A 22946-nucleotide genomic window follows, 5' to 3' on the forward strand; every position below is an offset into this window, starting at 1 on the left:
ACGATAGTGTGCCATAAAGTTCAAAACTAGCAATCTTTTTGCAATATTTTTATGCTTGCAGCATATGTGAACAAGCGCACCGTCATGCAGGCGGGCCGCGCCAATACTGTTTCTTCCAGAATCAAGGAGGACACCATGGCACAATCGGAAAACAAGGCCGACGCGGGTGCGGCCAGCTTGCAGCGCGAAGTCCAGCAGCGTCAGGACCAGATCGACCAGCAAGATCCGCGCGCCAGCGTCACCGGCAAGAGTCAGGCGCCGGTGCAAACCACCGGCCACGACTATCCCGGCACGCCGCTGCCAACCCAGCATCTGCAGAAGCCGGGGCTGGAAGCGGACATGCAGCGCAAGCCTGAATTTCTCGCCCCCGACTACTGCGGCAGCGGCAAGCTGGCCGGCATGGCGGCGCTGATCACCGGCGGCGACTCGGGCATCGGACGCGCGGTCGCCGTGCTGTATGCGCGCGAAGGCGCGGACGTGGCCATCATCTACCTGGACGAGGACCAGGATGCGCAGGACACCAAGCGCTACGTGGAGGCGGAAGGCCAGACCTGCTTGCTGCTGCGCGGCGACGTGCGCGATGCGGCGTTCTGCCGCGACGCCGCGCGTCAGGCGCATGAGCGTTTCGGCCGACTGGATATCCTGGTCAACAACGCCGCCTTCCAGGAGCACGCGGAAAAGCTGACCGACCTCACCGAAGACCGCTTCGACCTCACCATGAAGACCAATGTCTACGGCTACTTCCACATGGCGAAGGCGGTGGTGCCTTACCTGAAGCGCGGCGCGGCCATCATCAACACCGGCTCGGTGACCGGGCTGTCCGGGACCGCGGACCTGCTGGACTACTCCACCACCAAGGGCGCGATTCATGCATTTACCAAGTCGCTGGCGTCCAACCTGCTGGAGCAAGGCATTCGCGTCAACGCCGTGGCGCCGGGGCCGGTGTGGACGCCGCTGAATCCCGCCGATGCATCGCCCGAGAAGATCGCCAGCTTCGGCGCGGACACCGACATGAAACGCCCGGCCCAGCCGCAGGAACTGTCGCCGTCGTATGTCTTCCTGGCGGCGCCGTGCTGTTCCAGTTACATCACCGGCATCGTGTTGCCGGTGACCGGTTCCGTGGGCGCCTGAGCCATGGCCGCGCGCGCGTTGTGGAAAGGGGCGATCAGCTTTGGCCTGGTCTATATTCCGGTGGAGATGTACACGGCGGTGCAGGAGCATGATCTGGATCTGACCATGCTGGACCGGCGCGACTTTTCGCCGGTCGGCTACAAGCGCTATAACAAAAAGACCGGCAAGGAAGTCACGTGGGACGATATCGTCAAGGGCTATGAGTACGAGGATAACGAGTACGTGGTGCTGTCGGACGAGGATCTGAAGCGCGCCAACGTGGAGGCGACGCAGACGATCGACATCGTGGCCTTCGTGGAGGCGGCCGACGTGCCGCTGACTTACTACGAAACGCCCTACTACCTCGCGCCATCGCGCGGCGGATCGAAGGTGTATGCGCTGCTGCGCGAGACGCTGCGCAAGGCCGGCAAGATCGGCATCGCCACGGTGGTCATGCGCACCAAGCAGCACCTGTGCGCGCTGGTGTGCGTGGAGGACAAGATTGTGCTGAACACCTTGCGCTACGCGACCGAAATCCGCAGCGCCGAGGAACTCAAGCTGCCGCCAGCGACCTTGAAGGCGGCCGGCATCAGCGACAAGGAGTTGAAGATGGCGCTGTCGCTGGTGGAAGGCATGAGCGAAGACTGGAAACCAGAGCAGTACCACGACACCTACAAGGAAGACGTGCTGGCCATGGTCAAGAAGAAGATCAAGGCTGGACAGACCAAGACGATTACCGCGCCGGAGTCCGAACCAAGCGCGCCGAAGGCTTCCAATGTGGTCGATCTGGTGGCGCTGTTGCAGGACAGCCTGGGCAAGCGTGGCGGCAAGGCGGCGCCGTCCAAAGCCACGGCGACGCGCAGCCGTGCAGCTGCACAGGCATCCAAGGCCGGCGCAAAGTCCACCACGCACGCGGCAGCGGCCAAACGCGGCAAGCCGGCCGCCAGTCGCGCCAAGGCAGCCTGACCGCGCAGCGCAGCGAAGCGGCTGCGCGGTGCTTCAGCCCTGGCCGGGCTTGAAGTGCATGCGTTTCATGGCCGGCGCCAGACCTTTGGCCGACTTGGCGTAATCGTCCCACGGCGCGTTGCCGACATCCAGCCGGGTGTGGACGTTGGCGACGTTCCAATGATCCGCGCCCTGCAAGCCATCCAGCTCCTCCCAGGTGATCGGCACCGAAATGCCCAGACCGGGCCGCGTGCGTGCCGACCACGCGCTGACGGTGGTGGCGCCACGTCCGTTGCGCAGGTAGTCGATGAAGATCTTGCCGACGCGGTTGCGCGGCCCGCTCTTCAGCACAAAGCGTTCCGGTATCGTCTCCGCCATATGCGCAACGATGGCTTGCGAGAAGGCCTTCACGTCATCCCAGCCGTAGCCTGGCTTGATCGGCACCACCACGTGCAGGCCCTTGCCGCCGCTGGTCTTCAGGAAGGCCGGCAATTCCAGCTGCGCCAGGAAGGCGCGCATCAGCTGCGCCGCCTCCTTGACCTGGTCCCAGGTGACACCCTTGCCGGGATCGAGGTCGAAGATCATGCGGTTAGGTTTTTGGTAGCTGCTGCCGTTGGCGTTTTGCGTGTGCAGTTCGATCACGTTCATTTGCGCTGCCGACAGCAAACCCTCCTCCGTCGGCACTTCCAGCATCGGCGGATGATCCGGGTCCAGCGACTGCTTGAACTGCTTCACGCCAGGCATGCGCGAGACCTCGGCGTGCTTCTGGAAGAACAGTTCTCCGCCCACGCCCTCCGGCGCGCGCACCAGCGATACCGGGCGGCCTTTCAGGTGCGGCAGCATCAGCGACGCCACCAGCGCGTAGTAGCGCACCAGCGTCATTTTGGTGGCGCCGCTTTGCTTGTCGATGACGCGGTCGGGATTGGTGATTTTCAGTGACTCGGGCAGCTTGCCCTCGACGGCTTGTTCGCGCCCGATGGCGCTGGCTTTCTTGTCCATGCGAAGTCCTTTGAATACGGCATGCCGGATCGAGCCGGAATGCGTCCATTCGCCGAACGCGACTTCCGCCACCAGCACCGGCTTGAGCCAGTGAGCTTTTTTGGCGATGTCGCGGCTAGGCGCGAACGGGCTTTTGTCGGCGACCTGCTTGTCCATCTTTGCTTTCAGCTCGGCCAGCGAGGTGGCGTTGAAGCCGCTGCCGACGTTGCCGGCGTATTGCAGCTTGCCGTCCTTGTCGTAGGTACCGAGCAGCAGCGAGCCGAAGCCGCTGCGCGCGCCTTGCGGATCGGTATAGCCGCCGATGACGAATTCCTGGCGCTGGCCGCATTTCAGTTTGATCCAGGCGCCGCTGCGGCGCGCGGTGTAGCGCGAGTCGCGGCGCTTGCCAATGATGCCTTCAAGGCCCATCTGGCAGGCGGCGGCGATCATGTCCTGCGGCGACGCGCTGAGGGCGGTGCTGAAACGGATGGTGTCGTTGGCGCGCTTCTTTAACACGTCCGCCAGGATGGCGCGGCGTTCTTCCAGCGGCAGTTCGCGCAGGTCGTGGCCGTTGTGGAACGGCAGGTCGAACAGGAAGTAGACGATGTCGCCGGGATGTTCTTCGTCGAAGGCGTTTTGCAGCAGGCCGAAGTCGGGACGGCCGTTGTCGTCGTGGACGACGATTTCGCCGTCGTACCAGCCGGAGGGCAGCTTCATCTTGCTCAGTGCGGCGTGCAGCGGTTGCAGCTTGTGCGTCCAGTCGTTGCCGTTGCGGGTGATCAGGCGGAGGTCCTTGCCGTCCACGCGCGCCAGCAGCCGGTAGCCGTCGAACTTGACTTCGAATAGCCATTCCTCAGCCGATGCCGGCGGAGCGTCGACCAGCGTGGCCAGTTGCGGCGACAGCGTTTTGGGCAGTGCGGCTTTCGGTGCGGCGCGTTCGTCGGCGGCGGCCGCACGCGGCGACACGACCGGCTCGGAGGCAGACGATACGCCGGCGGGCATCGGCAGCGCCCTGACGCTGTCGGGCATCTCGTCGACCACGCTGAACTCTTCGGCCGGCCGCGCATAGTCGTCCTTCTCCTTGATCAGCAGCCACGGCTCCTGCTTCTCGCTCTTGCCTTTCATTCGCACCAGCACCCAGCGGCCGTGCATCTTGTGGCCGTGGATCTCGAATTTCAGATTGCCGGCCGCCAGCGCCTTGCGCGGATCGTCCAGCGGCTGCCACGTGCCCTTGTCCCAGATGATGACCTTGCCCGCACCATACTGCCTGGGCGGTATCGTGCCTTCAAAGTCGTTATAAGAGATGGGATGGTCCTCGACGTGCACCGCCATGCGCTTGTCGTGCGTGTCGTAGCTCGGGCCTTTCGGCACGGCCCAGCTCATCATCACGCCGTCCAGCTCCAGCCGGAAATCGTAATGCAGCCGCGAAGCCCAGTGCTTCTGGATGACGAACGCCAGCGCCTCCCTGCCCTCGTCGCCGCCTTCGGCAGGTTCGGGGGTGATGGCGAAGTTGCGTTTGGCCTGGTAGGTTTTGAGGGCGTCTTTCATCCCGTCAGACTATGCCCGTCCGCGTCGCAGAACCGTGCGTTGGCGAACATGTAAGCGATTGTAAAGGCCGTCAACGCTTGCTTTCCGGGCCGCGTTTTCTGCTCAGTGACACGGGAATTGTCCCGGCCCTGAAACCTTACTAAAGGATGTATATCATGACCAAAGTAATCGCTACCCTGATCGCCGGCCTGTTCGCTACCGCTGCATTCGCACAGACCCCAGCTCCTGCTGCCGCCAAGGCTGAAGCCAAGGAAACCAAAACCGCCGCCAAGGCGGAAGCCAAGGAAACCAAGGCTGAGATCAAGGCAGAAGCCAAGACCGCCAAGGTAGAAGCCGACGCCAAGAAAGACGTCGCCGTCGCCAAGGCCGAGGAAAAATCCGACAAGGCGGACGCTCACGCCAAAGCCACCAAAACCAAAGCCAAGGCCCACGCCAAAGCTGAAAAAGCAGAAGCCGCAGCCACGCCGGCGCCTGTCGCCACCAAGTAATCACGTCGCTTCAGGCGTAAAAAAAGCGGACCTTTCGGTCCGCTTTTATTTTGCTTCAATGGCGTTATTGCTGCGCCACCGTCTGCGCCGGTGCACCGGCATCCCAGCCGCCGCCCAGCGCGCGGATCAGCGCCACCGTGGTGACCGCGCGATTGCCGCGCAACTGCACCGCAGTACGTTCCACCGTCGCCTGGTTGCGCTGTGCATCCAGCAGTTCGAGGTAGCTCGAACGGCCGGCGCTGTACAGCTTCTGCGCCAGGTCGGCCGAACGACGCGCGGAAACCACCGCTTCGTCGATCTGGGCCGTCTGGCCGGCCAGGATGCGCAGGCCCGCCAGGTTGTCTTCAACCTCGGCAAACGCCGTCAGCACGCTTTGGCGATAGGTACCGACCGACTCCTCCAGCGCACCTTCGCTGCGGGTGATGTTGGACTTGTTGCGGCCACCATCGATCAGCGGCATCGACAGCGCCGCGCCCAGCAGCCACGAACGGCTGCTCCACTTGAACACGTCGGCCACGGTGTTACCCGAGATGCCGCCCGCATTAGCGTTCAGCATCAGCGACGGGAACATCGCCGAACGGGCCACGCCGATGCGGGCGTTGGCCGCTTCCATCGCGCGCTGTGCGGCGGCGATGTCGGGACGGCGCTCCAGCAGCGACGATGGCAGGCCGGCTGGAATCACCGGCAGCAGCGCCGTGTCCAGCAGTGGGCTGTTGCCCGCCGTGTAGCTGGCCGCCGGCTTGCCCAGCAGGACAGCCAGCGCATGCTCGGTGGTCACGCGCTGACGTTGCAGGCCGATGGCTTCCGCCTTCGACGTCGCCAGCTCGGTCTTGGCACGCGACAGATCGAATTCGCCGATGTCGCCCAGGTCGAAACGACGCTGATTGACCTTGACGTTTTCTTCGCGGGTCTGCACCGTGCGGTTCAGCGTTTCCAGCTCGGCGTCGGTGGAACGCAGACGGAAGTAGGTCTGCGCCACGTCGGCCTGCACCGACAGCAGCACCGAACGGTAGGTCGCTTCGACCGATGCCGCATCGCCGCGCGCCGCGGCGACGTTGGACGATACGCGGCCGAACAGGTCGACCTCGTAGCTTGCGGTCAGGTTGGCGCTGAACACCTTGGCCGGCGCCACCGGCGTACCGGCCGGCAGGCCCAGTTCCACGTCCGACTGGCGCAGGCGCTGGGCGCCGACACCGACGCCGACTTGCGGAATGCGGTCCGCTTCGGCGATGCCGGCGATAGCGCGGGCCTGCTTGACGCGGGCGGCGGCCACCGCCAGGTTGGCGTTGGCGCGGGTGGCTTCGTTGATCAGCTCATTCAGGGCCGGATCGTTGAACGCCAGCCACCACTCGCCGCGCGGCTGCGCTTCGGCGGCTTGCGCCTGTTTCCAGGTGCTGCCGTCGGCCGCCGTCTTGGTCGGCAGGTCCGCCGCGACAGGCAGCTGCGATTCCTTGAACGCGGTCGGCACGTCCATCGCAGGTTGCTTGAACTCCGGCGCTGCGCATGCGGTCATCAGCAAGGCCGCCAGGATGGGCGCTACGCCCTTAGCGATCATATGCAGCTTGTTCATATTAGTGAGTCCCTTCCAGTTTTACCGCGGAGGCGTCGCCATCTGCGGCAGGTTTTTTCTTCTCCAGGCTGACGGCCAGCTTGCGCAGCAGGACATAGAACACCGGCGTCAGGAACAGGCCGAAGAAGGTCACGCCCAGCATGCCGGCAAACACCGCCACACCCATTGCATGACGCATTTCCGCACCTGCGCCGTGCGAGAACACCAGCGGCAGCACGCCCATTATGAATGCGATCGACGTCATCAGAATCGGACGCAGACGCAGGCGGCAGGCTTCCAGCGCGGCATCGACGATGCTGCGGCCATGGTGTTCCAGCTCCCGTGCAAACTCCACGATCAGAATCGCATTCTTCGACGCCAGGCCCACCAGAACGAACAGCGCAATCTGCGTGAACACGTTGTTGTCGCCGTGGGTCAGCTTCACGCCAACCAGCGCGCAGAAGATCGACATCGGCACGATCAGGATCACCGCCAGCGGCAGGGTCCAGCTTTCGTATTGCGCAGCCAGCACCAGGAACACCAGCAGCACGCACAGCGGGAACACGTAAATCATGGTGTTACCGGACAGGATGTCCTGGTAAACCAGCTCGGTCCATTCGTAGCCGATACCCTTCGGCAGCACTTCGTTGACGATCTTGGTCATTTCAGCCTGCGCTTCGCCGGTCGATACGCCAGGTGCGGCGCCGCCGTTGATTTCTGCAGCAACGTAAGCGTTGTAGCGCTGTACGCGGTCCGGGCCATAGCTGTCCTTGACGCGCATCAGCGACGACAGCGGAATCATTTCGCCCTTGTTGTTGCGGATCTTCAGTTGCGCGATGTCTTCAGCGTGCGAACGGAACTGCTTGTCAGCCTGGACGCGGACCTGGTAGGTGCGGCCGAACTGGTTGAAGTCGTTCACGTACAGCGAACCGAGGTTGATCTGCAAGGTCTGGTAGATGGTCTGCAGCGGCACGCCCAGTTGCTTGGCTTTCTGGCGGTCGATGTCGGCGAACAGCTGCGGCACGTTGATCTGGTAGCTGGAGAACACGCCGGCCAGTTTCGGGTTCTGCCAGGCTTTCATCTGCACCGCCTGCACCGCTTTATACAGCTCGTCGTAACCCAGGTTGCCACGGTCTTCGACCATCAGCTTGAAGCCGCCGGTGGTACCCAGGCCGCTCACTGGCGGTGGCGACAGCACCAGCACGAAGGCGCCTTCGATCGCACCCATGCGCTTGTTCATTTCAGCGGCGATCGCTTCGGCGGTCTCGTTGGACTTGGTACGTTCCTCGAACGGTTTCAGGCCCAGGAACACGATACCGGCGTTCGGCGCGTTGGTGAAGCCGTTGATCGACAGGCCAGGGAACGAGATCGAGTTGTCGACGCCAGGGATGTCCTTGGCGATTTCCGACATCTTGCGGATCACGGCGTCGGTACGGTCCAGCGAGGCGGCGTCAGGCAGCTGGGCGAAGCCGATCAGGTAGCCCTTGTCCTGCGGCGGCACGAAGCCCGGCGGCACGATCTTGAACATGAAGCCTGCGGCCACCGCCAGCACCGCGTAGACGATCAGCGAACCGCCCTTGCGTTTCAGCGCGCTCTTCACGCCGCCTTCATAGCCGTGCGAAGCGCGGTTGAAGAAGCGGTTGAACCAGCGGAAGAAGCCACCGAAGACTTTGTCCATGCCGCGGGTCAGCGCGTCTTTCGGCGCATCGTGCGGTTTCAGCAGCACGGCCGACAGCGCCGGCGCCAGGGTCAGCGAGCTGAATGCCGAGATCACGGTCGAAATGGCGATGGTCAGCGCGAACTGCTTGTAGAACTGACCGGACAGGCCGGAGACGAAGGCGATCGGCACGAACACGGCGCACAGCACCAGCGCAATCGCGATGATCGGACCACTCACCTCTTTCATCGCCTGGATGGTCGCGTCATGCGGCGTCAGGCCGTTTTCGATGTTACGTTCGACGTTTTCCACCACCACGATCGCATCATCGACCACGATACCGATGGCCAGCACCAGGCCGAACAGCGACAGCGTGTTGATCGAGAAGCCGAAGCCCAGCATCACGGCAAACGTACCCACCACCGACACCGGCACCGCCAGCAGCGGAATCAGCGAGGCGCGCCAGGTTTGCAGGAAGATGATCACCACCAGGGCAACCAGGATCACCGCTTCGATCAGGGTGTGGATCACGGCGTCGATCGACTGACGCACGAATTGGGTCGGGTCATATACAACGCTGTACGTGACGCCTTCCGGGAAATCTTTCGACAGGCGGGCCATGGTCGCGCGGACGTCGGCCGACAGCTGCAGCGCATTGGCGTTAGGCGCCTCGAAAATCGGGATCGCCACCGCCGACTTGTTGTTCAGCAGCGAGCGCAGTGCGTAGGAGTTGGACCCCATCTCCAGGCGAGCGACGTCCTTCAGCAGCGTTACCGCGCCGTCGGCGTTGGTCTTCAGGATGATGTTGCCGAATTCCTCCGGGCTTTGCAGACGGCCTTGCGTGTTGACGGTCAGCTGGAAGTCCGCGCCCTGGGCCGGGCCCTGGCCGATCACACCGGCGGCCACCTGCACGTTCTGCTCGCGGACGGCGTCGACAACGTCGCCGGCGGTCAGGCCGCGCTGTGCCACTTTCTGCGGATCGAGCCAGACGCGCATGGCGTAGTCGCCCGAACCGAACAGCTGCACCTCGCCCATGCCGGGCAGGCGCGCCAGTTGGTCCTTGACGTTCAGCACCGCGTAGTTACGCAGATACAGGTCGTCGTAACGGCCGTTCGGCGATTGCAGGTGGACCACCATGGTCAGATTCGGCGAGGCCTTGACGGTCGTCACGCCGATCTGGCGCACCTCTTCCGGCAGGCGTGGCAGCGCGCGCTGGACGCGGTTCTGCACTTGCGTTTCGGCCTGCTCGACGTTGGTGCCGATCTTGAAGGTGACGGTCAGCGCCAGCGCGCCGTCCGAGGTGTTTTGCGAGGACATGTAGAGCATGTTCTCGACGCCGTTGATCTGTTCCTCAAGCGGCGCGGCCACGGTTTCGGCAATGATCTTCGGATTCGCGCCCGGATACTGCGCGCGCACCACGATCGACGGCGGCACCACATCCGGGTACTCCGAGATCGGCAGCTTGAAGATCGATATCAAGCCGGCGACGAAGATAATGATCGACAGAACCGCCGCGAAAATCGGCTTGTCGACAAAAAATCGGGAGATATTCATTTTTAATTATTCCTTGGTGGTGCCAGTCTTGGCGACTGCAACTTTCTCTTCTTTTTTAGCCGCATTGGTGGCCAGCGGATCGGCGTCCATCGGCACAATGTTCGGCGTGATCGGCGCGCCTGGCTTGACGCGCTGCAGGCCGTTGACAACGATCTTCTCGCCTGGCTTCAGGCCGTCGCGCACCACGCGCAGGCCGTCGACTTGCTGGCCCAGCGTGACCGGACGGTATTCGGCCTTGTTGTCCTTGCCGACCACGAACACGAACTTGCGGTCCTGGTCGGTATTGACGGCGCGGTCGTTGATCAGCAGCGTCGACTTGGCGCCGGTGCTGCCGGCCAGTTGCACGCGGGCGAACAGGCCGGGCACCAGCAGGCCGTCGGCGTTGGCCAGGGTGGCGCGCATGCGCACCGAGCCGCTGCGCGGGTCGAGCTGGTTGTCGACGAATTCCAGCTTGCCTTCGTGCGGGAAGCCGGTTTCGTTGGCCAGGCCGATCTTCACGGTGGCAGGCTTGCCCTGGTGGGCGGCGGCGCCGACGCGCAGATAGGTGTCTTCGTCACCGTCGAAGGAGGCGTAGATCTGGTCCAGCGACACCACCGAGGTCAGCACGGCCGAGGCGTCGACCAGGTTGCCCAGCGTGATTTCCGCTTTCGACACGCGGCCGTTGATCGGCGACGTCACCTGGGTGTAGCTCAGGTTCAGCTTGGCCGCTTCGTACTGGGCCTGGGCCGCGTGGGCATCGGCGTCCAGCTGCTTGAAGCTCGATGCCGAGGTGTCGTATTCGCGCTGGGCGATGGCTTTGTCGGCCAGCAGTTTCTCGGCGCGGGCCAGTTCCACCTTGGCCAGTTCCACCTTGGCGCGGGCCGAGTTGGCGGCCGCTTCGGCGCGGTTGGCTTCGGCCTGGAACGGACGCGGATCGATCACGAACAGCACGTCGCCCTTCTTGACCTGCGAACCCGGCTTGAAGTTGATCGCGGTGATGAAGCCGCCGACGCGCGGACGGATCTGCACTTGTTCGATGGCTTCCAGGCGGCCCGAGAACTCCTGGGTTTCAATAATGCTTTTCTCGACCACGGCAGCTGCCGAGACCGGTGGACCGCCCGCGCCTGCAGGTGCTTCCGCTGCCTTGCCGGTGGCCTCGCCACAGCCGGACAGTGAAATTGCGGCCAGGCCCGCCAGTGCCATGGCGGCGACCAGCGGTCGCGCCACGGCAGACATTGATTTAATGGTTTTCATGTTAATTCCTTTTTGTATGAAAATAATTAATGGAAAAGGCGGCACCGGGCGGTCTCAACGAAAATCGAGAAAACACGGTACTAACGCCCCGCTGGCAAGCCAATGGGGACGTGACTCTACATACTGCTTAAGGGGTGGGAAATCCTATGCGGCCGGCGGCGTCTCGGACCGCTCCAGGCCAGCAATGAAGCTGGCGATTTCTCCAAGCGCCTGACATCGGCAAGCACATTCGTTGCGTGCCCCCACATCGTTCAGGGGCGCCGGCTGCATGCGCCGGACCGTGGTTTTGACACCGCAGGAAATCAGCTTGGCGCCGTATTGTTCCGCTTCGTCGCGCAGCGGATCGTCTTCGGTCGACAGGATGAGTGCCGGCGGCAGGTTTTTCAAACGGCTCGACTGCAGCGGCGATGCGTAGGGGTGCGTGCGGTCGGCGGCGTTCGGCAGATAGCCGCGGTAGGCCTTGGCGCAGGCGTCGGCCACGTCCAGCAGCTCCGGCGCTTGCAGCTCGCGCATCGAGCAGGTGGTCAGGCCCGGGTCCAGCATCGGCATCACCAGAATCTGGCCGGCCAGCAGCGGACCGCCGCGGTCGCGCGCCATCAGCGCGCAGACGGCCGCCAGGTTGGCGCCGGCTTCAATGCCGGCCACCAGCAGCTGCTTGCCGCTCCAACCCAGCTTGGCCTTGTTCTTCTTGGCCCACAGCAGTACCGCGTGTGCATCTTCCACCGCGGCCGGGAACGGTTTTTCGGTCGCCAGTGTATAAGCAGAGGCTAGCACCGCGACGTGCTGGCTGTCGTCTGCCAAATGGCGGAGGAACATGTCCGCATCTTCCAGGTCGCCGCCGACGAAACCGCCGGCATGGAAGAAGACCAGCAGCATGTCGCGCTTGGCGCCGGCATCGCCGCTGGTATAGAGGCGCGCCGCCAGCGGACCTTCCGCGCCCTTCACTTCCAGGCTGCGGATTTTCAGTTGGTCCGACAAGGTCGGCAAAGCCTCTACGGGATTGTTCATTGTTGCACCGTTCCCAATTCGTTGGAGGACAACATGCTGGCGGGATCGCACGGCTTATCGCCGCTGGCGACCAGCGTCAAGGCGCGTACGCCGCGAACCTCCGATTTGGCCGTATGTGAATAGGCGTCGGTATATACCACGCCTGCCAGTGCAACCGACGTCAGCGTCAGTGCTATCGTTGCGAAAATTGCATCCCGATATTTCATGATAAGTCCTCCTTTCTTCGTCTTTTACTTTGTGCAGTACAGCAATCTTAAACTTGTTCTACAATCCGATAAATAAGGCAAAGTCGAATTGATTGTTCAGGATCTTGAACAATAAGGACCAAAGATGAATAAACTTCAAGCGATGGAAGTATTTGTGCAGGTGGTGGACGCCGGCGGCTTCACGCGTGCGGCGGAAAACATGAAACTGCCCAAGGCCACCGTCTCCACCTTGATCCAGGCGCTGGAAACCTCGCTGGCGGTCAAGCTGCTGCACCGGACCACCCGCCACGTCAGCGTCACCGCCGACGGCGCCGCTTATTACGAGCGCTGCCTGCGCATCCTGTCCGACGTGCGCGAGGCCGAGGAATCGCTGTCGCGCACCCGGCTCAGCCCCAGCGGACGGCTGCGGGTCGACGCCCCGACCGGCCTGGCCAGCGATGTCATCGTGCCGGCCCTGCCGCAGTTTTTCGAGCTGTATCCGGACATCCAGCTGGAACTGGGCTGCAGCGACCGCCCGGTGGACCTGGTCGAGGAAGGCGTCGACTGCGCGGTGCGCGGCGGCGCGCTGGGCGATTCCAGCCTGATCGCGCGCCGGGTCGGCATCCTGCAATTCACCACCGGCGCCTCGCCGGCCTACCTGGAGCGCTACGGCCGTCCGGCGCACCCCAACGATTTGCTGCGTCACCGTTGCGTCAACTATTTTTCCGCCCGTACCGGTAAAATCTTCGACTGGGACTTTACCCGCGACGGCGAACGGGTACAGGTTGCGCTGCCCGGCCATATCGCCCTGAACGACAGCAACGCCTATATCGCGGCCGGCATGGCGGGCCTGGGCATCGTGCAGATGGCCAGCTTCATGATGGAACCGCTGCTCAGGGACGGCCGCTTCGAGATCATACTCAACGACTGGGTCAGCGATCCGCTGCCGATCCACGTGGTGTACCCGCAGAACCGCCACCTGTCGGCCAAGGTGCGCGTGTTTGTCGAATGGGTCGCCGAACTGTTTTCCAACCATCCCGGTATGCGCTTGCCGAAAATGACCGCGCGTGCCCCTTCTTTTGAGGTTGCCTTATGACTGAATCCCACCGCATCGTCTTCCTCGACCGCGACAGCGTGATCGCCAATGTCCGCAAGCCGGCGTTCCAGCACGAGTGGACCGAGTATCCGGCCACCGGCGCCGGCGACGCCGTGCAGCGCCTGCGCGAGGCCCGCGCCACCATCGCCATTACCAACAAGGTGCCGCTGTCGGCGGACGACCTGGCGCAGCTGCCGGACCTGAAGCTGATCGCGGTGGCCGCCACCGGCACCAACATCGTCGACCTGGCGGCGGCGCGCGAACGCGGCATCGTCGTCACCAACATCCGCAACTACGCGGTGCATACGCTGCCGGAGCATACCTTTGCCCTGATCCTGGCGCTGCGCCGCCAGCTGGTGGCCTACCGCGAGGATATCGAGGCCGGCCTGTGGCAGAAGTCCGAGCGCTTCTGCCTGTTCGGCCATCCGATCGCCGACCTGGCCGGCAGCCGCCTTGGCCTGTTCGGCTACGGCGCGCTGGGCAAGGCGACCGCGCAGATCGCCCGCGCGTTCGGCATGGAAGTCATCGTCCACAACCGCTCGCCGCTGCCCGATGCGGCGGCAGACGGCGTGCGCGAAGCGGGCTTCGACGAAGTGCTGGAAACCTCCGACGTGATCAGCCTGCACCTGCCGCTGACCGACGCCACCCGCAATATGATCAGCGCCAAGGAACTGATCCGCATGAAGCGCAGCGCCCTGCTGATCAACACCGCGCGCGGCGGCCTGGTGGATGAGGAAGCGCTGGCCGACGCCCTGCGCAGCGGCCTGATCGCCGGCGCCGGCTTCGACGTGCTGGTGACGGAACCGCCGCCGGCCGACAACGTACTGCTCAACCTGCGCCTGCCGAACTTCATCCTGACGCCGCATTCGGCCTGGGCCAGCACCCAGGCCATGCAGACGCTGGTCGACCAGTTGATCGGCAATATCGAGGCCTGGGCCGCCGGCACGCCGCGCAACGTGGTGGCCTGACGGCTAGCTGGAGAACACGTTCATGGTCACTACCCCGGCGATGATCAGGCCGATTCCGATCAGCGACGGGATGTCCAGACGCTGCCCCAGGAAGAACCAGCCGATCAGGGTGATCAGCGTGGTGCCGACACCGGACCAGATCGCGTAGGCGATACCGACCGGCACCTGGCGCAAGGTCAGCGACAGGCAGTAGAACGCCGCCGTGTAGCCGGCCACCACCACGATCGATGGCAACAGCCGGGTGAAGCCTTCGCTGTGCTTGAGCGCGGTGGTGGCCATCGTTTCCGAGCCGATGGCAATTGCCAGTAGCAACCATTTGTTCATGTCGTTCTCCTTAGTTACGGGCGACCACAACCATTTTCTGGTTGACCAGTTCCTTCAGACCGTCCTCGGCCAGCTCGCGGCCGTAACCGGAGCGCTTGACGCCGCCGAACGGCAGCTCGGGCGAGGTCGACGAGCGTGTGTTGATCCACACCGAGCCGGTTTCGATGCGCGACGCCAGCTTGCGCGCGCGCTCGATATCGGCCGAGAACACCACGCCGGACAGGCCGAACATCGAATCATTGGCCAATTCCACCGCCTCGTCGTCGCTGCGCACCACGTAGACCTGGGCCACCGGGCCGAAGAACTCGGAGAAGTACGCCGGATTGTCGCGCGTGACATTGGTCAGGATGGTCGGGCTGTAGTAGGCGCCAGCGCCAGGCAAGGCCTTGCCGCCGTAGTGCAGCGTGGCGCCGGCCTGGACTGCATTGTCGACCTGCTGCGCAATGTCGGCACGGGCGGCCAGCGAGCACAGCGGCCCCATGTCGGCGCTTTCATCCATCGGATCGCCGACCTTGATGCCGGCAAAAATGGCGGTGAATTTTTCCAGGAAGCGGTCTGCGACCTTTTCGTGTACCAGGAAGCGCTTGGCGGCGTTGCAGGCCTGGCCCGCCACATACAGCCGCGCCGCCGCGCCCACTTCGGCGGCCTTGTCGACGTCGGCGTCGTCCAGCACCATGAAGACGTCGGCGCCGCCCAGTTCCAGCACCGATTTCTTCAGGTATTTGCCGGCCTGGGCGGCGACGATGCTGCCGGCTTTTTCCGAGCCGGTCAGCGCCACGCCCTGCACGCGGTCATCGGCGATCAGGGCGGCGACCTGCTCGCCGGATGCATACAGATTGGTCCACACGCCCACCGGCGCGCCGGCGTCGCGCACCAGCTGCTCGAAGGCGGCGGCGGCTTGCGGCACATTGCTGGCGTGCTTGGCCAGCACCGGATTGCCGACGGCGATATTCGGGCCGGCCACGCGGATCAGCTGGTACAGCGGGAAGTTCCATGGCTCCACGGCCACCACCACGCCGATCGGGTGGTATTCGGTCCAGGCGTCGCCGTGCGCGGTTTCCAGCTTGCGGCCGGCCAGGAAGCCGGCGGCATTGCGAGCATAGTAGCGGGCGATGTCGGCCGACATCTGCACTTCGAAACGCGCTTCCGAGATGCGCTTGCCCATTTCCTGCACCAGCGTGACGGCCAGCTGCTCGGAACGCGCCTCGATCAGGTCCGCCAGCTTGTCCAGCACGGCCAGGCGCGGCTGGATGTCGCCCTTGGACCAGTCCGATTTGTAGACCGCATGCGCCACCGTCAGCGCGGCCTGGACCTGTGCGTCGGTGTGGTTGTCGAAAGTCTTGACCAGTGCGCCGGTGGCTGGATTGATGCTTTGGTATGCCATGATGTTTCTCCTGAGTGAGGTTGGTATGGCCCCAGTGTAGAAAAATCCGGCATCACAATAAATGGAAAAGAATTGACTTCAGAATTCCATTTTCAGGAAGGCTAGCGGGTTCGGCGTCAGAAACTCCCCGGCAGCAGGATGTTGCGGTCGACCTGGCGCACATCGCGCAGGCCGCAGAACGCCATGGTCAGATCCAGTTCGTTGCGGATGATGTCCAGGCATTTGCTGACGCCCTGCTCGCCCATCGCCCCCAGGCCGTAGAGGAACGGCCGGCCGATGTAGACGCCCTTGGCGCCCAGCGCCAGCGCCTTGATCACGTCCTGGCCCGAGCGGATGCCGCCGTCCATGTGCACTTCGATCTGCTTGCCGACCGCCTCGGCAATGCGCGGCAGCGCGCCGATGGACGATTCGGCGCCATCCAATTGGCGGCCGCCGTGGTTGGAGACGATCAGCGCATCGGCGCCGCTTTCCACACACAGGCGCGCGTCTTCCGCATCCATGATGCCTTTGATGATCAGCTTGCCGCCCCAGCGCTGCTTGATCCACTCGACGTCCTTCCACGACAGGCTGAGGTCGAACTGCTGGCTGGTCCACGACGACAGCGAAGACATGTCCGACACCGAGGTCGCGTGGCCGACGATGTTGCCGAAGGTGCGGCGCGGCGTGCCCAGCATGCCCAGGCACCAGCGCGGCTTGGTGGCCAGGTTGATGATGTTCGGGAGGGTCAGCTTGGGCGGCGCCGACAGGCCGTTGCGCAGATCCTTGTGGCGCTGGCCCAGCACCTGCAGGTCCAGCGTCAGCACCAGCGCCGAACAGCGCGCGGCCTTGGCGCGGTCGATCAGGCGGTTGATGAAATCGCGGTCCTTCATCACATACAGCTGGAACCAGAATGGCGCGCTGGTGTGGGCGGCGATGTCCTCGATCGAGCAGATACTCATGGTCGACAGGGTGAACGGGACGCCGAATTTTTCCGCCGCCTTGGCGGCCAGGATCTCGCCGTCGGCGTGCTGCATGCCGGTCAGGCCGGTCGGCGCCAGCGCCACCGGCATCGCGACATTCTGGCCGATCATGGTGCTGGCCAGCGTGCGGTTTTCCAGGTTGACCGCTACGCGCTGGCGGAATTTGATCTTGGCGAAATCTTCGTTGTTGGCGCGGTAGGTTGATTCGGTCCAGGAACCGGCATCGGCATAATCGTAAAACATGCGGGGCACGCGTTTTTTGGCCAGCACGCGCAGGTCTTCAATGGTGGTGATGATGCCCATCCAGTCTCCCTTTTTAGTATGTCCGACAGATCATCGGCCATTTTTTTCTAAAAGCCAAGTGCATTTAGTGGATCTGGATATAGAGCTGAAACATCGCGTACTGTATCGCGAATTGCAGCGCGGTAACGGAGAGCACCACGGTGATCATCCAGTTGCGGGTACTCTGCTGCGTCCGTTCCAGATCCTCTTTGGTCGCGAAGTGCGAGAGATCTTCCTTGGTGGCGAAACGCGAGAGGTCTTCTTTGGTGGCGAAGCGTGCGAGGTCTTCCTTGGTAGCGAAGCGTGTGAGGTCTTCTTTCGTGGCGAAGCGCGCGAGGTCTTCTTTGGTAGCGAAGCGTGTGAGGTCGTCTTTGCTTGCAAAGCGCTGCTCGACATAGGACTTCAGCTCAGCCACGCTTTCTTTCAACTCGGCTTTGGTGACGTAGTTGGCCTGGATATCCCGAACGATATCCATCAGCATTTCCATCTGATGCTCCTGCAGTGCGACGCGTAGCTCCATGCTTTTATCATTCGCCATGACGGCCTCCCGGTCAAGGGAGTCAGCCTACCGTGCGTAGCTGAGACAGCGCATGAGCAAGCGCAAGGCCCAAAGAAAAAGGACTTGGAAGTTTGCGACTTCCAAGTCCTTAACTTACAACATATATTCTGGTGCGGCTGGCATTGCGACGGCGGCGCCCTACCACACGCATCAGACCAAGTCCCGCAAGCAGCATTGCATAGGTCCCCGGCTCAGGTACGGCGGTTACTTCCGTTATAACCGTCTGAACGGTGTAGGAGGTCCAGGCATCGGATGGCACCGACGAGAGTCCATAGACGAAAAATATCGTCTCTCCAGCCAAGGCAAGATAAAAGTCGTTGGTCCCGGAATATACGGTATTGACGGAGTGTAAAGTTCCGCCGATAACGTTAATTCCAGTCCCATGCGAGAAACCAACATCAGCCACGCTGTAGCGATAGTCGGCGATCGTCAAATCGACTCCATTCAGTGACGTCCACACGCTGGCAGCATTGGGGGCTGAATAGAGAAACGATCCCGAAATGGCACTCAAAGGACTCGGACCAAAGCCAGAAAAATTAGTCGCCGTAAAGTCCAACCTGTAGTCCGCCGCTTGGGCGGCGTTTGCGCAGAATAAGAAGGCGGAAAGCACAAAGCCAGCTAATCGTTTTAGCATTTGCAATCCCCCAAAAAAAACTTAACAATGTTGAATATATCAGCATTATTAAATTTTTCGATGCAAAAAACACTCCACAACGTGGTGACACAAAGAAAAAGGACTTGGAAGTTCGCGACTTCCAAGTCCTCAATTTACTACATATATTCTGGTGCGGCTGGCAGGAATCGAACCCACGACCCCTTGGTTCGTAGCCAAGTACTCTATCCAGCTGAGCTACAGCCGCGAAAGACAACATTATAGCAGAGCAATTCCAATTCCAAAAGGCCTAACTTGAAGTTTCCCCAGCCCTGCATGACAGATGCGCGCGGGCAGTCCCGCTGCACGTGCATAAAGCAAAAGGGCCCGAAGATCACTCTTCAGGCCCTTCCACTTACGAATTTTGGTGCGGCTGGCAGGAATCGAACCCACGACCCCTTGGTTCGTAGCCAAGTACTCTATCCAGCTGAGCTACAGCCGCGTAAAACAAGATTATAACAGCACTTTCTTGTTTGAAAACAGAAGAATCTTCCAACTCTTCAGGTAAAACTGATGGTGCGGCTGGCAGGAATCGAACCCACGACCCCTTGGTTCGTAGCCAAGTACTCTATCCAGCTGAGCTACAGCCGCACTGTGCAAGCATTATAAAGCATTAATTTTGTTTTGCAAAGTACGATATTTTCTATCGTTTAGTTGGCTTGGAATACGAAATACCGAACCAACTGCCTTACAAAACTGCTCTGCTGCATCTCTTTCAAACAGCGTGCCGTTCGAAAGAAGCAGCATTATAGGTATACTCCCGCAGCTTGTCCAGCACTCTGTAACTAGAGAGAAACTCAGGTACCGAACTCGGCCGCCGCCTTGGCCGACCACAGCGCCTCGTTGTAGGACGGATAGGGCTGGCCATAACAGTCCACCTGGCCATCGGCGCCGACAAACTTGATCCACCAGCCCTCGCTGTCCGACAAAATCGCGATATCGCCCTCGCGGCAATGCCCGCCCACTTCCTCGTCCTGCTCCAGCACAACAATCTTCACCTTGCGGTGCTTGATGACATTCGCCATGACCGTTCTCCCCTTGCTTCATTCATGCCAGTTATCGCACACATTACGAATCTAAATTTGCATTCATTTGCGCATTGCAGCATCATTGACCTGTCTCCTCTATTCTCCTCCAAGGAAATAGATTTAGCCCGCTCCTGTAGCGGGCTTTTTTTTAACCGTGTACGATGCACTCAGCTTTGCCTTTTCATAAGACCGATACAAGACAGATAACAGAGAGCGTCCGCACCGCATGAATCACCCTCCCGCCGCCCTGCCGCCCGCACCCGACTGGTCGCAAACCGCCCTCGGCCCCGCCGCAGACTGGCATCCCAGCCTCCGGCTGACCATCGACATCCTGCTCAACTCGCCGCAAGCCATGCTGCTGATGTGGGGCCCGCAGCAGATTATGGTCTATAACGACGCGTATGCCACCCTGATCGGCCTGCCGAGCCTGCGCGCGCCGGGCGGCAAGGTGCCGTCGATGCAGCCGGCGGCGTGGAGCTGGAACAGCGCCGCGCTGGCGCCGGCGCGCGAAGGCCGCAGCGTCAGCTATCGCGGCTGCGAACTGCCGGTGTGGCGCGACGGCCACATGGAACCGCAGCCGCTGGACCTGTACTACACGCCGGTGCCGGGCGACGGCGGCGGCGTGGCCGGCATCCTGTGCACCCTCGCGGCCGGCCGCAGCACCGCCACGGCCGACAGCGACACCCCGCTGCGCCTGCTGGTGGTGGAAGACAACAGCGATGCCCGCTACCTGGTCTGCGAAACCCTGCGCGCGCTGGGCCACGAGGTGGAAGCCGTGGCCAGCGGCGAGGAAGCACTGCCGCAGCTAGAGCAGCACCGCTTCGATGTGCTATTCACCGACGTCAGCCTGCCCGGCATGTCCGGCGTCGACCTGGCGCGCCAGGCCGTGCGGCAGAAGCCGGACCTGGCGCTGCTGTTCGCCTCCGGCTACGGCGAGGAACTGACGCGCCACCTGGAATTCCCCTCCCAGTCCTTGCAAAAACCTTATGATATCGAGCAATTGCAGGCGGTGCTCGAACAGATCGGCGCCAGGCTGCACAAACGCTGATTCCGGCGGCGCCTCGCGCCTGTCAAACGTGCGGAGCCGGTGCAGGGGTTGGCGATAAAATGGGACCATGATAGTTCCGAACACTCCCACCGCCGTGCCGCCCCCGGCATCGGATGCGCATGAAGAACTGCTCCGCGCGAGGGAATCCTTGCACCAGAGCCAGCTGGAATTGCGCGCGCTGGCGAACTCCATGCCGCAGCTGGCCTGGATCGCCGAGCAGGACGGCACCATGGTCTGGTACAACCAACGCTGGTACGACTACACCGGCACCACACCCGAGCAGATGGCGGGTGACGGCTGGCGCCGCGTCTACGCGCCCGACTGCCTGGATGCCATGGCGGCCCACTGGGAACAGTCGCGCCGCAGCGGCGAAGTATTCGAACTGGAAGTGCCGATCCGCAGCGCCAACGGCGAATTCCGCTGGTTCCTCACCCGCGCCAATCCGGTGCGCAGCGGCGACGGCAGCCTGCTGCGCTGGTTCGGCACCAGCACCGACGTCGACCAGGTCAAGCGCGCGCAGGAAGCGCTGCGCGACGAAACCGCCGTGCTGGAACTGCTCAACCGCACCGGCGCCGCGCTGGCCTCGCAGCGCGACCTGGGCCTGCTGCTGCAGGAAGTGACCGACGCCGCCACCAGCATCAGCGGCGCCCGCTTTGGCGCCCTCTTCTATCACACCACCAACAGCGCCGGCGAGGCGCTGGTGCTGCACACGCTGTCGTCCGGCGCGCCGGACGCCTTCTCCCGGTTCGGCCAGCCGCGCGCCACCGCCCTGTTCGGCCCCGGCATGCGCGGCGAAGGCACGGTGCGCTGCGACGATGTGCTGCAAGACCCGCGCTACGGCCGCAACGCGCCGCACGCCGGCGTGCCGTCCGGCCATCCGGCGGTGCGCAGCTACCTGGCGGTGCCGGTGGCGCTGCGCACCGGCGCGGTGATCGGCTGCCTGATGTTCGGCCACCCGGAACCGGGCATCTTCAACGAGCGCACCGAGCGCATCATCGGCGGCATCGCCGCCCAGGCCGCCGTCGCCATCGACAACGCCCGGCTGTACGAAGCGTCGCAGCGCGCCGCCGAGGAACGCAAGATCCTGCTCGACTCGGAACGCCAGGCGCGCGCCGAGGCCGAACGCACCAGCCAGCTCAAGGATGAATTCCTGGCCACGCTGTCGCACGAACTGCGCACGCCGCTGACCGCCATCCTCGGCTGGGCGCAAGTCCTGCGGCGCGGCAGCCGCGACCAGGCCGACCTGCACCGCGGCCTGCAGACCATCGAACGCAACGCCCGCGCCCAGGCGCAGCTGATCGAGGACCTGCTCGACATGAGCAGCATCGCCTCCGGCCGCGTGCGGCTGGAGATGCAGCCGCTGGCGCCGGCCGTGGTCGCCGCCGCCGCCATCGAATCGGTGCGCGCCGCCGCCGAGGCCAAGCAGATCCGCATCGACAAGGATTTCGCCGCCGTGCCCGGCATGGTGGCGGGCGACGCCAACCGCCTGCAGCAGATCCTGTGGAACCTGCTGAGCAACGCGCTGAAGTTCACGCCGCGCGGCGGCGTGGTCCAGGTCGGCGTGCGGCGCGACGGCGAGCATATCCTGATCAGCGTGCGCGACAGCGGCATCGGCATCGCCCCCAGCTTCGTCCACCACGTGTTCGAACGCTTCCGCCAGGCCGACGCCACCACCACCCGCGAGCATGGCGGCCTGGGGCTGGGCCTGGCCATCGTCAAGCACCTGGTCGAGCAGCATGGCGGCACCATCGGCGTCGAGAGCGAAGGCGAAGGCCGCGGCGCCTGCTTCACGCTGCGCCTGCCCCGGCTCGACAATCTGCTGCCGGCCGACGCGATCGCCGCACCGGAACCGGTGCATGCTGCGGCGCATGATTTATCCGGCCTGCAAGTGCTGGTGGTGGACGACGAGGACGATGCGCGCGAACTGATCAAGCGCATTCTCAACGACTGCAACGCCGACGTACTGACCGCCGCCACCGCCACCGAAGCCTTGAATTTATTGCAACACGAACGCCCCGACCTGATGGTCAGCGATCTGGGCATGCCGGAGGTCGACGGCTATGGCCTGCTGGACCGCATCCGCGCGCTCGGGCCGGCGCGCGGCGGCAACCTGCCGGCCATCGCGCTGACCGCCTTTGCCCGCTCGGAAGACCGGATTAAAGCGCTTTCCAGCGGTTTCCTGGCGCACATCGCCAAGCCCGTCGAGCCGAACGAACTGATCGCCAAAGTGGCGGCCATGGGAGCCGCCCACCGCCACGCCTGAGAACGATATCAGCCTGTTCACAGCTGTGAATTAATTGCCATGTGGCAATTTTCTCACTCCTACTTCACGACGCGGCAATGTCCTACAAGCAATCAGAAAAACTCTTGATACACTACAAAACTGATAAA

19 protein-coding genes and 3 tRNA genes are annotated in these 22946 nt (G+C 63.1%); 7 read left to right on the forward strand and 15 right to left on the reverse strand.

The features are described 5' to 3' along the window. The first annotated feature begins 135 nt into the window (after nucleotides 1-135). Nucleotides 136-1131: an SDR family oxidoreductase gene (locus GJ698_RS11860; RefSeq protein WP_154357837.1), complete on the forward strand. Its 996-nt coding sequence runs from the start codon at nucleotides 136-138 to the stop codon at nucleotides 1129-1131. A 3-nt stretch (nucleotides 1132-1134) separates the two neighbouring features. After that, entirely contained in the window at nucleotides 1135-2076 is a 942-nt protein-coding gene (gene ku, locus GJ698_RS11865; protein WP_154357838.1) for a non-homologous end joining protein Ku, read from the forward strand. Between the two features lie 33 nt (nucleotides 2077-2109). Here ku and ligD read toward each other — a convergent pair whose 3' ends face one another. Beyond that, entirely contained in the window at nucleotides 2110-4581 is a 2472-nt protein-coding gene (ligD, locus tag GJ698_RS11870) for a DNA ligase D (RefSeq protein WP_154357839.1), read from the reverse strand. Between the two features lie 155 nt (nucleotides 4582-4736). Here ligD and GJ698_RS11875 point away from each other — a divergent pair, with 155 nt between their 5' ends. Next, on the forward strand, nucleotides 4737-5069 hold the full coding sequence (locus GJ698_RS11875) for a hypothetical protein (RefSeq protein WP_154357840.1): 333 nt from the start codon (nucleotides 4737-4739) through the stop codon (nucleotides 5067-5069). A 64-nt stretch (nucleotides 5070-5133) separates the two neighbouring features. On the opposite strand, the gene GJ698_RS11880 is transcribed toward GJ698_RS11875, so the two are convergent. From GJ698_RS11880 to GJ698_RS11900, 5 genes are all read right to left on the reverse strand, one after another. Continuing rightward, the gene (locus GJ698_RS11880) at nucleotides 5134-6639 is read right to left on the reverse strand and encodes an efflux transporter outer membrane subunit (protein ID WP_154357841.1); all 1506 of its coding nucleotides are present in this window, start codon (nucleotides 6637-6639) and stop codon (nucleotides 5134-5136) included. A 1-nt stretch (nucleotide 6640) separates the two neighbouring features. Further along, nucleotides 6641-9829: an efflux RND transporter permease subunit gene (locus GJ698_RS11885; RefSeq protein ID WP_154357842.1), complete on the reverse strand. Its 3189-nt coding sequence runs from the start codon at nucleotides 9827-9829 to the stop codon at nucleotides 6641-6643. A 6-nt stretch (nucleotides 9830-9835) separates the two neighbouring features. Then, a complete protein-coding gene (locus GJ698_RS11890) occupies nucleotides 9836-11062 on the reverse strand; it encodes an efflux RND transporter periplasmic adaptor subunit (protein ID WP_154357843.1) in 1227 nt (408 codons plus the stop codon). Nucleotides 11063-11206: 144 nt separating this feature from the next. Next, nucleotides 11207-12070: an alpha/beta hydrolase gene (locus GJ698_RS11895; protein WP_154357844.1), complete on the reverse strand. Its 864-nt coding sequence runs from the start codon at nucleotides 12068-12070 to the stop codon at nucleotides 11207-11209. Next, nucleotides 12067-12276, reverse strand: a complete 210-nt coding sequence (locus GJ698_RS11900) for a hypothetical protein (protein ID WP_154357845.1) — start codon at nucleotides 12274-12276, stop codon at nucleotides 12067-12069. Before GJ698_RS11900 ends, GJ698_RS11895 begins: the two co-directional genes overlap by 4 nt. A gap of 124 nt (nucleotides 12277-12400) precedes the next feature. Between GJ698_RS11900 and GJ698_RS11905 the strand changes: the two genes are divergently transcribed. Both GJ698_RS11905 and GJ698_RS11910 read left to right on the forward strand, forming a co-directional pair. Further along, nucleotides 12401-13351: a LysR family transcriptional regulator gene (locus tag GJ698_RS11905; RefSeq protein ID WP_154357846.1), complete on the forward strand. Its 951-nt coding sequence runs from the start codon at nucleotides 12401-12403 to the stop codon at nucleotides 13349-13351. Further along, nucleotides 13348-14319, forward strand: a complete 972-nt coding sequence (locus tag GJ698_RS11910) for a D-2-hydroxyacid dehydrogenase (RefSeq protein WP_154357847.1) — start codon at nucleotides 13348-13350, stop codon at nucleotides 14317-14319. Before GJ698_RS11905 ends, GJ698_RS11910 begins: the two co-directional genes overlap by 4 nt. Nucleotides 14320-14322: 3 nt before the next feature. Here GJ698_RS11910 and GJ698_RS11915 read toward each other — a convergent pair whose 3' ends face one another. The 9 genes from GJ698_RS11915 to GJ698_RS11955 form a co-directional block, all read right to left on the reverse strand. Continuing rightward, nucleotides 14323-14643, reverse strand: a complete 321-nt coding sequence (locus GJ698_RS11915) for a DMT family transporter (protein WP_154357848.1) — start codon at nucleotides 14641-14643, stop codon at nucleotides 14323-14325. A 10-nt stretch (nucleotides 14644-14653) separates the two neighbouring features. Beyond that, the gene (locus GJ698_RS11920) at nucleotides 14654-16027 is read right to left on the reverse strand and encodes an NAD-dependent succinate-semialdehyde dehydrogenase (protein ID WP_154357849.1); all 1374 of its coding nucleotides are present in this window, start codon (nucleotides 16025-16027) and stop codon (nucleotides 14654-14656) included. A 116-nt stretch (nucleotides 16028-16143) separates the two neighbouring features. Next, nucleotides 16144-17289, reverse strand: coding sequence for an alpha-hydroxy acid oxidase (locus GJ698_RS11925; RefSeq protein WP_154357850.1), 1146 nt, complete (start codon nucleotides 17287-17289; stop codon nucleotides 16144-16146). Nucleotides 17290-17353: 64 nt separating this feature from the next. After that, nucleotides 17354-17806, reverse strand: a complete 453-nt coding sequence (locus GJ698_RS11930; protein WP_154357851.1) for a hypothetical protein — start codon at nucleotides 17804-17806, stop codon at nucleotides 17354-17356. Nucleotides 17807-17915: 109 nt separating this feature from the next. Next, nucleotides 17916-18461: an FxDxF family PEP-CTERM protein gene (locus tag GJ698_RS11935; RefSeq protein WP_154357852.1), complete on the reverse strand. Its 546-nt coding sequence runs from the start codon at nucleotides 18459-18461 to the stop codon at nucleotides 17916-17918. A gap of 149 nt (nucleotides 18462-18610) precedes the next feature. Beyond that, nucleotides 18611-18687 (reverse strand) — tRNA-Arg (locus GJ698_RS11940). 157 nt (nucleotides 18688-18844) lie between these two features. Next, nucleotides 18845-18921: transfer RNA gene (locus GJ698_RS11945), tRNA-Arg, on the reverse strand. 72 nt (nucleotides 18922-18993) lie between these two features. Then, nucleotides 18994-19070, reverse strand: a tRNA-Arg gene (locus tag GJ698_RS11950). A 206-nt stretch (nucleotides 19071-19276) separates the two neighbouring features. Further along, nucleotides 19277-19504 (reverse strand): hypothetical protein, encoded by a 228-nt coding sequence (locus GJ698_RS11955; protein ID WP_154357853.1) that lies wholly within the window; start codon nucleotides 19502-19504, stop codon nucleotides 19277-19279. Between the two features lie 229 nt (nucleotides 19505-19733). Between GJ698_RS11955 and GJ698_RS11960 the strand changes: the two genes are divergently transcribed. Continuing rightward, nucleotides 19734-20555, forward strand: coding sequence for a response regulator (locus GJ698_RS11960; protein WP_154357854.1), 822 nt, complete (start codon nucleotides 19734-19736; stop codon nucleotides 20553-20555). A 67-nt stretch (nucleotides 20556-20622) separates the two neighbouring features. After that, nucleotides 20623-22818: a hybrid sensor histidine kinase/response regulator gene (locus GJ698_RS11965; protein WP_154357855.1), complete on the forward strand. Its 2196-nt coding sequence runs from the start codon at nucleotides 20623-20625 to the stop codon at nucleotides 22816-22818. The last annotated feature ends 128 nt before the right edge of the window (nucleotides 22819-22946 follow it).

The organism is Duganella aquatilis (assembly GCF_009674565.1).
Lineage (GTDB): Bacteria > Pseudomonadota > Gammaproteobacteria > Burkholderiales > Burkholderiaceae_D > Rugamonas > Rugamonas aquatilis.

Bases quoted from the DNA above. Each gene is read 5' to 3' on its own strand.
- GJ698_RS11880 (WP_154357841.1), bottom strand. From the start codon at position 6,639: ATGAACAAGCTGCATATGATCGCTAAGGGCGTAGCGCCCATCCTGGCG.
- GJ698_RS11905 (WP_154357846.1), top strand. From the start codon at position 12,401: ATGAATAAACTTCAAGCGATGGAAGTATTTGTGCAGGTGGTGGACGCC.
- GJ698_RS11930 (WP_154357851.1), bottom strand. From the start codon at position 17,806: ATGGCGAATGATAAAAGCATGGAGCTACGCGTCGCACTGCAGGAGCAT.
- GJ698_RS11900 (WP_154357845.1), bottom strand. From the start codon at position 12,276: ATGAAATATCGGGATGCAATTTTCGCAACGATAGCACTGACGCTGACG.
- GJ698_RS11890 (WP_154357843.1), bottom strand. From the start codon at position 11,062: ATGAAAACCATTAAATCAATGTCTGCCGTGGCGCGACCGCTGGTCGCC.
- GJ698_RS11860 (WP_154357837.1), top strand. From the start codon at position 136: ATGGCACAATCGGAAAACAAGGCCGACGCGGGTGCGGCCAGCTTGCAG.
- GJ698_RS11910 (WP_154357847.1), top strand. From the start codon at position 13,348: ATGACTGAATCCCACCGCATCGTCTTCCTCGACCGCGACAGCGTGATC.
- ku (WP_154357838.1), top strand. From the start codon at position 1,135: ATGGCCGCGCGCGCGTTGTGGAAAGGGGCGATCAGCTTTGGCCTGGTC.
- GJ698_RS11955 (WP_154357853.1), bottom strand. From the start codon at position 19,504: ATGGCGAATGTCATCAAGCACCGCAAGGTGAAGATTGTTGTGCTGGAG.
- GJ698_RS11960 (WP_154357854.1), top strand. From the start codon at position 19,734: ATGAATCACCCTCCCGCCGCCCTGCCGCCCGCACCCGACTGGTCGCAA.
- GJ698_RS11935 (WP_154357852.1), bottom strand. From the start codon at position 18,461: ATGCTAAAACGATTAGCTGGCTTTGTGCTTTCCGCCTTCTTATTCTGC.
- GJ698_RS11875 (WP_154357840.1), top strand. From the start codon at position 4,737: ATGACCAAAGTAATCGCTACCCTGATCGCCGGCCTGTTCGCTACCGCT.
- ligD (WP_154357839.1), bottom strand. From the start codon at position 4,581: ATGAAAGACGCCCTCAAAACCTACCAGGCCAAACGCAACTTCGCCATC.
- GJ698_RS11915 (WP_154357848.1), bottom strand. From the start codon at position 14,643: ATGAACAAATGGTTGCTACTGGCAATTGCCATCGGCTCGGAAACGATG.
- GJ698_RS11925 (WP_154357850.1), bottom strand. From the start codon at position 17,289: ATGGGCATCATCACCACCATTGAAGACCTGCGCGTGCTGGCCAAAAAA.
- GJ698_RS11920 (WP_154357849.1), bottom strand. From the start codon at position 16,027: ATGGCATACCAAAGCATCAATCCAGCCACCGGCGCACTGGTCAAGACT.
- GJ698_RS11895 (WP_154357844.1), bottom strand. From the start codon at position 12,070: ATGAACAATCCCGTAGAGGCTTTGCCGACCTTGTCGGACCAACTGAAA.
- GJ698_RS11965 (WP_154357855.1), top strand. From the start codon at position 20,623: ATGATAGTTCCGAACACTCCCACCGCCGTGCCGCCCCCGGCATCGGAT.
- GJ698_RS11885 (WP_154357842.1), bottom strand. From the start codon at position 9,829: ATGAATATCTCCCGATTTTTTGTCGACAAGCCGATTTTCGCGGCGGTT.